9 protein-coding genes are annotated in these 8769 nt (G+C 60.0%); 4 read left to right on the top strand and 5 right to left on the bottom strand.

Translation table 11 applies throughout. The features are described 5' to 3' along the window. The 3 genes from GHO42_RS00415 to GHO42_RS00405 all read right to left on the bottom strand — a co-directional run. Window positions 1–247: FecR/PupR family sigma factor regulator (locus tag GHO42_RS00415; protein WP_371928107.1), on the bottom strand; the 247-nt coding region annotated here is incomplete at its 3' end. Further along, window positions 244–768 (bottom strand): sigma-70 family RNA polymerase sigma factor, encoded by a 525-nt coding sequence (locus GHO42_RS00410; RefSeq protein WP_095021203.1) that lies wholly within the window; start codon window positions 766–768, stop codon window positions 244–246. The genes GHO42_RS00415 and GHO42_RS00410, both read right to left, overlap by 4 nt. 149 nt (window positions 769–917) lie before the next feature. Continuing rightward, window positions 918–2195 (bottom strand): serine/threonine transporter, encoded by a 1278-nt coding sequence (locus GHO42_RS00405; RefSeq protein WP_153328289.1) that lies wholly within the window; start codon window positions 2193–2195, stop codon window positions 918–920. 227 nt (window positions 2196–2422) lie between these two features. Between GHO42_RS00405 and GHO42_RS00400 the strand changes: the two genes are divergently transcribed. After that, window positions 2423–2953: a DUF4946 domain-containing protein gene (locus GHO42_RS00400; RefSeq protein ID WP_095002378.1), complete on the top strand. Its 531-nt coding sequence runs from the start codon at window positions 2423–2425 to the stop codon at window positions 2951–2953. Between the two features lie 59 nt (window positions 2954–3012). Here the strand turns inward: GHO42_RS00400 and GHO42_RS00395 are convergent, their stop codons facing one another. Together GHO42_RS00395 and GHO42_RS00390 are read right to left on the bottom strand one after the other, a co-directional pair. Then, entirely contained in the window at window positions 3013–3972 is a 960-nt protein-coding gene (locus GHO42_RS00395) for a zinc-binding alcohol dehydrogenase family protein (protein ID WP_153328286.1), read from the bottom strand. Window positions 3973–4061: 89 nt separating this feature from the next. Beyond that, the gene (locus GHO42_RS00390; protein WP_153328284.1) at window positions 4062–4841 is read right to left on the bottom strand and encodes a helix-turn-helix transcriptional regulator; all 780 of its coding nucleotides are present in this window, start codon (window positions 4839–4841) and stop codon (window positions 4062–4064) included. A 158-nt stretch (window positions 4842–4999) separates the two neighbouring features. On the opposite strand from GHO42_RS00390, the gene GHO42_RS00385 reads away from it, so the two are divergent. The 3 genes from GHO42_RS00385 to GHO42_RS00375 all read left to right on the top strand — a co-directional run. Further along, window positions 5000–5446 (top strand): DUF411 domain-containing protein, encoded by a 447-nt coding sequence (locus GHO42_RS00385; protein ID WP_153328282.1) that lies wholly within the window; start codon window positions 5000–5002, stop codon window positions 5444–5446. 549 nt (window positions 5447–5995) lie between these two features. Then, a complete protein-coding gene (gene glgA, locus GHO42_RS00380; protein ID WP_095002374.1) occupies window positions 5996–7567 on the top strand; it encodes a glycogen synthase GlgA in 1572 nt (523 codons plus the stop codon). Window positions 7568–7621: 54 nt separating this feature from the next. Continuing rightward, window positions 7622–8769 (top strand): 4-alpha-glucanotransferase (locus GHO42_RS00375; RefSeq protein WP_178110354.1); only part of this gene is annotated, 1148 nt, incomplete at its 3' end.

Raw genomic sequence — 8769 nt, 5'->3', positions numbered from 1 at the left:
GGCGGCCACTGCCGGCCAGGGTGTCCAAAGCCAAACGACCCGGCAGCACCGTGGCCTGGCGCAAGGTCGCTTCGGTCATTTGCAGGGCTTGCCACGCGGCTTCATGGCTGGCATCGGCTGCGCGCCATTGCTCGCACGCCGCAAACACCTGAGGCGGCGCCGCACCGGATTGGGTTTTGACCAGCCAGTCAATCGCCTGGTCAAGGACATGGGGGGCGAATCCTGGCGGCGACGAACCAGCGCTCACAGGGCGTTACGCATCAGAAAACAATGGCGAATGGCCGTGGCCATGTATTTTTCCACTGAACTCACGCTCACCCCCAGGCGCTCGGCAATAGCCTGATAGCCAAGCCCTTCAAGGCGTGACAGCAAAAAGGCAGTGCGTACATTGGCTTTTAGGCCCTCGAGCAACGCATCGATGCGGGTCAGGGTTTCCAGCAGGATCAAACGTTCTTCGGGGGCAGGCATGTGCTGCTCGGGCAAGTGAGCCAGCGCTTGCAAATAGGCCTGCTCGACTTTCTGGCGGCGGAAGCGGTCAATCAACAGGCCCTTGGCAATGGTGCTCAGCCAGGCCCGTGGCTCGCGCAAATGCGCAACCTGTTCCGGCTTGCCCAGCACATAAAGAAAGGTGTCCTGCGCCATGTCGGCAGCATTGTCGGTATCTCGCAGGCGCCTGCGCAGCCAGTTCAGCAGCCAGCCATGGTGATCGCTGTAGAGGCTTTGCACATCTGCGTGCAGCAACGGCGGGTTCGGCGGGGATGGCGACACGGAAACCCTCGGGACGTGCCGTGGGCACACTGCGAATAGGAATGGGTCGCAATCATATTCGCAGTACCGGCCAGACTCAAGCCCTGGACGGCTTGCGCGGGTCAATCAGCGCCCTGTCGCCGCCAGGACGGCGGCGACAGGGGCATGCATCAAGGGATCAGCGAGTACACCAGCGAGGAGATCGCAATCAGGCCGATAACCGTCACGAACACGTTGGAGATCTGCCCCGAGTACTGGCGCATAGACGGCACCCGGCGAATCGCGTACATCGGCATCAGGAACAGAATGGCTGCAATCACCGGCCCGCCCAAGGTTTCAATCATCACCAGGATGCTCGGGTTGAGCGTGGCCACAGCCCAGCACACCACCAACATGAAAGCGGCCGTCATGCGGTCCAGGTTTTTCGCGCCCGGGCGCTTGCCGGTTTTCAGTACCAGGCCTTTAAGGCCTTCGCTGGCGCCGATGTAGTGGCCCAGAAAGGACTTGGCAATGGCCACAAAAGCAATCAGTGGCGCGGCAAAAGCGATGGTCGGGTTACTGAAATGGTTGGCCAGGTAGGACAGGATCGACAGGTTCTGCGCCTTGGCTTCGGCCAGTTGTTCCGGCGACAGGGTCAGCACGCAACTGAACACGAAGAACAGCACCATCACTACCATCAGCAGGTGAGCACGGGACAGGATCTGCGAACTGCGCTCATCGGCATTGGCGCCATACCGGCGCTTCTGGTCTACGGCGAACGCCGAAATGATCGGTGAATGGTTAAAGGAAAAAACCATCACCGGAATCGCCAGCCACAAGGTATGCAGCAATACCGAAGGCGCAGGCAGCGTAGTCGCGGTACTGAGAATGCCGCCGTTCCAGTGCGGGATCAAAAACACCGCCAAAAACAGCAACGCCACGATAAACGGGTAGACCAGCATGCTCATGGCCTTGACGATCACCTGCTCGCCGCAGCGCACCACAATCAGCAAGCCCAGAATCAGCACCAGCGACAGGATTGCCCGTGGAGGTGGAGTGATATGCATCTGGTTGAGCATAAAGCTGCCAACCGTGTTGGTCAGCGCTACGCTATAGATCAGCAGGATCGGGAAGATGGCCAGGAAGTACAGCAACGTAATCACAGCACCCGCACGCAGGCCGAAATGTTCTTCAACCACGTCAGTGATATCTGAGCCTTCACGCCCGGAGAGAACGAAGCGGGTCATGCCGCGGTGAGCGTAAAAGGTCATCGGGAACGCCAGCAGCGCCAGGATCAGTAACGGCCAAAAGCCGCCAAGCCCTGCGTTGATCGGCAAAAACAAGGTACCTGCGCCAATCGCCGTGCCAAACAGGCCCAGCATCCAGGTGGTGTCATGACGATTCCAGCGAGTGAGGGTCGCTGGTGTCTCGTCGAAGCGTTCGTCGACGCTGTTAGCCTGGTCATTCATCCGGTCGAATCTCCGCTAGCCGGTCGTTACCACGCAGCCGGGGCGGACAAGAAACATCTTGCTGACATCGCCCCGGCCATAAGAGGGGCGCGATTGTCCGGGATTAGACATAAGAAGCAAAGGTTTAGCTGAGCAATGGTCGAAATGATGTCACGTTGCAAAGCAATACCTGGACACCAATTGATACACTATTGAAGTCCCCCCATCGCTCAAAAGGCCCGAGAACCATGCATTTTGCCCGACGTTTTCCCGTTTTTATCGGCTTGTGCCTGCTGGCTGCAGCGCCCATGGCCAGCGCCGACGGTCTGATGATTACCTGGCCCGGCGGCTGGGAAGTGCAGGCCGTCCCCCCTGCCCCGGACGACAGCAGTGTGCGCCAGCGGGCGGTGAAGAACGATGCCAATGGTGACCCGCAGATGGTTATGGAGCTGACTCAGTCGACCCTGGCGCCCGAGCACAAGGTCAATATGGAGGCGGTGTTGCTGCAAATGCGCAAAACCTTGCAGCAGAATTTCGCCAAAGGCGGTTACCAGAGCGCTTGCAACAAGATCCACAGCAGCACCCTGGGCGGGCTGGACGCATTGCAAACCACCTGCAAGATCACCCAGAACGGCAACCACGTGATCACTCAGACCCTGGTGGCCGCCACCCAGGGCAACAGCGCCTACGCCCTTTCCTACGCAGGCCCGGCTGACGGCTACAAAGCCAACGAGCCTGAGGTCAATGGCATTCGCGCCAGCTTGCGGCTGGGGCAATAATCGGGTAGCACTTGCCTCTGTGGGAACGAGCCTGCCCGCACCCACAGTTCAGGCAGTGCCTACGGGATCAGCACCACTTTGGCGCACGCACCTTCATTGACCTGCGCATAACAGGCCAGTCCGTCCGCCAGGGCCGCTTCCTGAAAACCACCCGGTGCCGGCAACAGCCCTTGATCGAAGTACTGGCCAAACTGATTGAGCCTTTGCGCACAATCGCCGCAGCTATACAGCAGCGTGTTGACCCCGACCAGCGACCCGCCCTTGCGATACAGGGCCAGCGCAGGCAAATGCACATGACCGTCCAGCGGTGCGGCAATAAAGGCGATTCGCCCGAAAGTGCGCAACGCCGACACTGCCGCTGGCAACCAATGGCCAGTGGTGTCGAAAATCACTTCAGCGCCACCTGCAAATACCTCATTCACTTGAGCCCCCAGCGACTCCGGTTTATCCAGAACCAGCACTTCAAGGCCCTGCTCCAGCAGCACCTGCGCCTGCTCGGTACGACGCACCGCCGCCAGCACCCGCGCGCCAAGCACTTTCGCCAGCGCGATAGCCGCGGTGCCTACCGCGCCATTGGCACCGATCACCAGCAAACGGGTATCCGCGCCTACACCCGTTCGTTGCAGAGCATCCCACGCCGTGGTGTAAGGCACGCCCAGGCTGGCGGCCTGCTCAAAACTCAGCGACTTGGGTTTCAGCGCAACGCCTTCAATCGGCAAGACCAAATAGCTCGCATGAGAACCGTCCCGGTAGAACCCCAGTTCCTTACCCGTACCCCAGACTTCCTGCCCCACCAACGCCTGCGGTCCATCCACGATCACCCCGGCAAAATCCCGACCGGGCACGCGGGGCAAGGTGGTGTAGGGAAAACGGCCGAGTACATTTTTCACATCGCTGGGGTTCAGGCCCGCAGCCCTGACCTGCACCAGCACTTCATTGGCACCAGGTACCGGCAGCGGCAACTCAACGAGGTTCAGCGCCGCCAGATCACCGGTTTTGGAAAATTGCAGTGCTTTCATATTCAGCCCTCTGGATGCTGTAGAGATGCCCCAGTTTATGGCCGACAAGCGTGGTGCTTCTGCCAATGCCTTCTGTCTGCCGGACAAGTTCAGATCTCTGCTACCTGACCTGAGGCATACAAAGAAGGACTCACACCCAGCTCGCGTCGGAACATATCGCTGAAACTGCTGGGCGAATAACCAAGCGAGCGTGAGATCTGGCTAACAGAAGCGCCCTGGATCAGCTCGGCCGCGGCGGTTGCCAATTGCACCTGCCGCCGCCACTGGGCGAAGCCCATGCCCAGTTCGCCCTGAAAAAGACGGGCCAGGGTTCGTACACTGGCCCCGGCGTTCTCGGCATGTTGCTCAAAGGCGATATCCAGCGAAGGGCTGGCCATGACCGACTGGCACAGGTTGAGCAGGCGCCGGTCCGGGGTATCGGGCATGGGCACCTTAAGCTGGGTTCGGCGGGCCCGCTGCAATTCCAGCAACGTCAGATTGAGCAGAGCCTCGGTGTAGGCCGTTTGCCCGTCCGCCTGCTCCACCAACTTGATAATCAGCTCTCTGAGCAAGCGGCCGACTTCAATCACCTGTACACGACGGTCCAGGGTGCTGGCCAGCTTGGGTGGCAAATAGATATTTCGCATCTGCAAATCCGACACCACGCGAATCCCGTGGGGCACCTGCGGCGGCAACCACACCGCCCGCTGCGGTGGCACGGCCAGGGCTTCATCCGGGGTATCGACCCACATCACGCCGCTGCTTGTGAAGAGCAACTGCCCCCACTCGTGCTGATGCGGCTCGATATACAGGCCACGGGGATAAGTACGCGCCAAGGGTTGTACCCGCACATCGGTGTCAGACAAATCGGGTGGAACGGCAAGCGCCATATACGGTACACATCAGAAAAGTGAGCGATTAAGGGAACGAGGTTATAGTGCCTTGATTCCACCCAAAGCGCCCCAACCTGACAGATTTGTCATCTGTCCATCAGTTGCCTGACAGTCCCTGTCGCTCAGGCTGACGTTTTTTCGTATAGAGGATCTCGATGAAGACTCCATTGCGCCTTTTCGCTCTCTCGGCCCTGTTGTTGACCTCTTTGGCGCAAGCGGCCGAACAACTGACCATTGATGTGCACCGCGATGCCAACTGCGGCTGCTGCAAAGCCTGGATTTCTCACCTTGAGAGCAACGGCTTCAAGGTCAATGACCATGTAGAAACGGATATGGCCAGCGTCAAACAGCGCCTCGGTGTGCAGCCCCGGCTGGCGTCGTGCCATACCGGAGTGATCAACGGCAAGTTCGTTGAAGGTCACGTGCCTGCCGAGCAAGTGGTGGCACTGACCCAGCGCAACGACCTCAAGGGTATCGCTGTACCGGGCATGCCAATGGGCTCGCTGGGTATGGAAATGGGTGACCGCAAGCACGCCTACCAGGTGATCGGCCTGGGCAACGACGGTAAAGACCAGGTGATTGCCGAGTACCCTGGCAACTGAAATACGCGAGGCGCGCGCACCACATCGGTGCGCGCGCCCTGTTTTTTTGCAGAACCGCCCCCCATCCCCATAGCAACTGACGAGCGGAGCGAGGCTGCGTTCGGGCGCGTAGCGGCCGTGAACCCTGCGAACCCGATTGGGCTAGCATATCGCAGTGTCTGATTTTACGGCTGCTGCGCAGCCGAACACAGCCTCGCTCCGCTCGTCAGCTGCTACAAAGACTGAAACAGACTTTGTGATAGATACTTTTCCTACAAGACAACTCTCATTGCCTTACAAAAAACACTGCCTTTAGCTAGCAGCTTGACCCATCTCTTCTACACTCAACGCTGTCGCATCTACGGCGTGTATTTGTCGTATTTGAATAATCGGATCTTCTTCGCCCGTGATAGGCCAACTTGGGGCTGGGTTGCAGCTGTTGGTGCATTCCTTGCAGTGCCCAAATCATCTTTTACGCATTTTTGCCGTGGATGACATGGCCGATCAGTCAGTGGGGAAGTGCCGGCCGGGTGGCCGTTAGCAGATCAATAAATACAACGGGAGAGATTCATGATCAGTGCTGCTGCGCCACATCAAGAAGAACGTCTGACCCCGCAAGTTGTGAATGAGCTGATTTCACTGCCAGATCTGGCCCCTGCAGGGAGGCCCGCGCTGGCGGTGATAAACGCCAATCCCAATAAAAAGAAGGTGCTGTTTGTCACCTCCGAACTGGCCGACCTGGTGAAGACCGGTGGCCTGGGTGATGTGTCGGCAGCACTGCCGCGGGCCATGCGTCACTTGCATGATGTACGGGTGCTGATCCCCGGCTACCCACAAGTGCTCAACAGCGACAACCCGATCCACATCATCGGTGAACTCGGTGGCCATGCCGCCCTGCCCGCCTGCAAGATCGGACGCATGGACATGACCGACGGCCTGGTCATCTATGTACTGATCTGCCCTGAGCTTTATGAGCGCGAAGGCACGCCCTACGGCGCCAACAATGGCCGCGACTGGCCCGACAACCACATCCGTTTCGCCCGCCTGGGGCTGGCTGCAGCCGATATCGCTGCCAATCTGGCACAGATACACTGGCAACCCGACCTCGTGCATGCCCACGACTGGCCCGCGGGGCTGGCCCCGGCCTATATGCACTGGCGCGGGCAACGCACCCCCACCCTGTTCACTATTCACAACCTCGCCTACCAGGGCGTATTCAGCCGCGCCTGCTGCCCGGAGCTGGGCATCCCGCACCATGCCCTGCAACAGGACGGTATGGAGTTCTACGGCAAACTGTCGTTTCTCAAGGCCGGCATGGCTTACGCCAGCCACATCACTACGGTCAGCGCGACCTACGCCGCCGAAATCACCACCCCGGCCTTTGGCTGCGGACTCGATGGCTTTTTGGCCAGCAAGACCCAACAAGGCCTGTTGAGCGGTATTCCCAATGGCATCGATGAAAGCTGGGAAGCCACCACCGACCCCCATCTGGTGGCGCCCTTCGGTATCGGTGACTGGGATGCCCGCGCCGTCAATACCACCCATGTGCGTACCCTGTTCGGCCTCAACCCCTCCAAAGGGCCATTGTTTGCCGTCGTGTCGCGCCTGGTTTACCAGAAGGGCCTGGACCTCACCGAAGCCGTGGCCGCCTTTATCGTCGCTTCGGGCGGGCAGATTTGCATCATCGGCCGCGGTGAACCCGAAGAAGAACAGGCCATGCGTGAACTTGCCTTGCGCTTCCCGGGTCAGATCGGAGTACGCATCGGTTTCAATGAAACCGATGCACGGCGCATGTTCGCGGGCAGCGACTTTTTGCTGATGCCCTCGCGCTATGAACCCTGCGGTTTGAGCCAGATGTATGCACAACGCTTCGGCTCGCTGCCAGTAGCGCGCAACACCGGCGGCCTGGCGGACACCATCGAAAACGGCGTGACCGGTTTTCTGTTCGACGAGTCCACCGTGGCCAGCTACGAGGAAGCACTCAAGCGCGCCTTCAAGGTGTTCAGCTACCCCAAACTGTTGAATGCCATGCGCTGCCGCGCAATGGCCGCTCCATTCAACTGGTGCAAGGCCGTGGAACCCTATGCCGAGCTGTATGAGCAACTGGTTGCCAAGTCATTGCTTCGCACCGTGAAGCCATGAGCCCTGCGGATCTGCCTGACGTTCGTTCATTTATCGCCATCAAGGGAACCGCCAATGAGCGAAGCGCAACTTGAAGTACTCGCCGGCCGGGCCGGACTGGCCGTTGACTGGATTGATGCCAACGGCCAGCCACAGAGGGTCAGGCCACAGGTGCTGGAGGCCATTCTGGCGGGGCTGGGATTGCCCGCCGACAGCGCCGAAGCCATCGAAACCAGTCTGCTCAACCTGCAACTGGAGCAGCAGAACAAACGCCTGCCGCCCTTGCTCACGGCAGACGTCGGCAAGGCCCTGGACTTGTCACGCTACTTTCACGCCCATAGTCAGTGCATCGTGCATCTGGAGAACGGCGATGCGTTGCCAATCCAGCTGGATGCCGACGCCATGTTGCCGGGCATGATCCCCGTCGGCTACCACCGGGTGCAGCTGGAAGATCAACAGTTCACCCTGGCCGTGGCCCCGGCCAGGTGCTTCAGTATCGGCGATGCCCTGCATCAGACAGCGCCACGGGCATGGGGTGTCAGCGTGCAACTGTACTCGCTGCGGCGCCACGGCGATGGCGGCTTTGGTGATACCCGGGCACTCGAAACCCTGTTGCAGGCTGTGGGTGAGCGCGGCGCCGATGCGCTGGCGATCAGCCCCCTGCACGCCATGTTCAGCAGCGCGCCCAAACATTACAGCCCGTACTCACCTTCCAGTCGCCTGTTTCTCAACAGCCTGTATGCAGCACCCGCCAGTATCCTTGGCGAGGAGGCACTGCACAGGGCCATTGAAGCCACAGGCCTGAGAGACGAACTGCAACGTCTTGAACAGTTGCCGCTGATCGACTGGCCAGCCGCAACCCTGGCCAAACAGACATTGCTGCGTCAGCTCTACAACGACTTTGCCCGGGACGAACACCCGCTGCTGGCCGACTTCAATCACTTTCGCGAGCTGGGTGGCGAAGCACTGGAAAACCACTGCCGCTTTGAGGCCCTGCAGGAAACCTGTGTGGCCGGGCATCACAGCTTCGACTGGCGCGAGTGGCCCGAACAATGGCGCAACCCCGACAGCCCGGCGCTATTGCGGTTTGCCGAGGGGCACCAGGCGCTCATCGGTTATTACGCCTTTTGCCAATGGCTGATCGCCCGCTGCCTGGACCGGGCCCAGACCACGGCGCGTAGCAGCGGCATGGCCATCGGCCTGATCGCCGACCTGGCCGTGGG

It is taken from the genome of Pseudomonas sp. FSL R10-0056 (assembly GCF_009600105.1).
Taxonomy (GTDB): domain Bacteria; phylum Pseudomonadota; class Gammaproteobacteria; order Pseudomonadales; family Pseudomonadaceae; genus Aquipseudomonas; species Aquipseudomonas bubulae.
This window is presented reverse-complemented; position numbering and strand designations above follow the sequence as displayed.

Excerpts from the sequence above, each read along its gene's own strand:
- GHO42_RS00395 (WP_153328286.1), bottom strand. The coding sequence starts at position 3,972 with ATGAAAGCACTGCAATTTTCCAAAACCGGTGATCTGGCGGCGCTGAAC.
- GHO42_RS00385 (WP_153328282.1), top strand. The coding sequence starts at position 5,000 with ATGAAGACTCCATTGCGCCTTTTCGCTCTCTCGGCCCTGTTGTTGACC.
- GHO42_RS00400 (WP_095002378.1), top strand. The coding sequence starts at position 2,423 with ATGCATTTTGCCCGACGTTTTCCCGTTTTTATCGGCTTGTGCCTGCTG.
- GHO42_RS00390 (WP_153328284.1), bottom strand. The coding sequence starts at position 4,841 with ATGGCGCTTGCCGTTCCACCCGATTTGTCTGACACCGATGTGCGGGTA.
- glgA (WP_095002374.1), top strand. The coding sequence starts at position 5,996 with ATGATCAGTGCTGCTGCGCCACATCAAGAAGAACGTCTGACCCCGCAA.
- GHO42_RS00405 (WP_153328289.1), bottom strand. The coding sequence starts at position 2,195 with ATGAATGACCAGGCTAACAGCGTCGACGAACGCTTCGACGAGACACCA.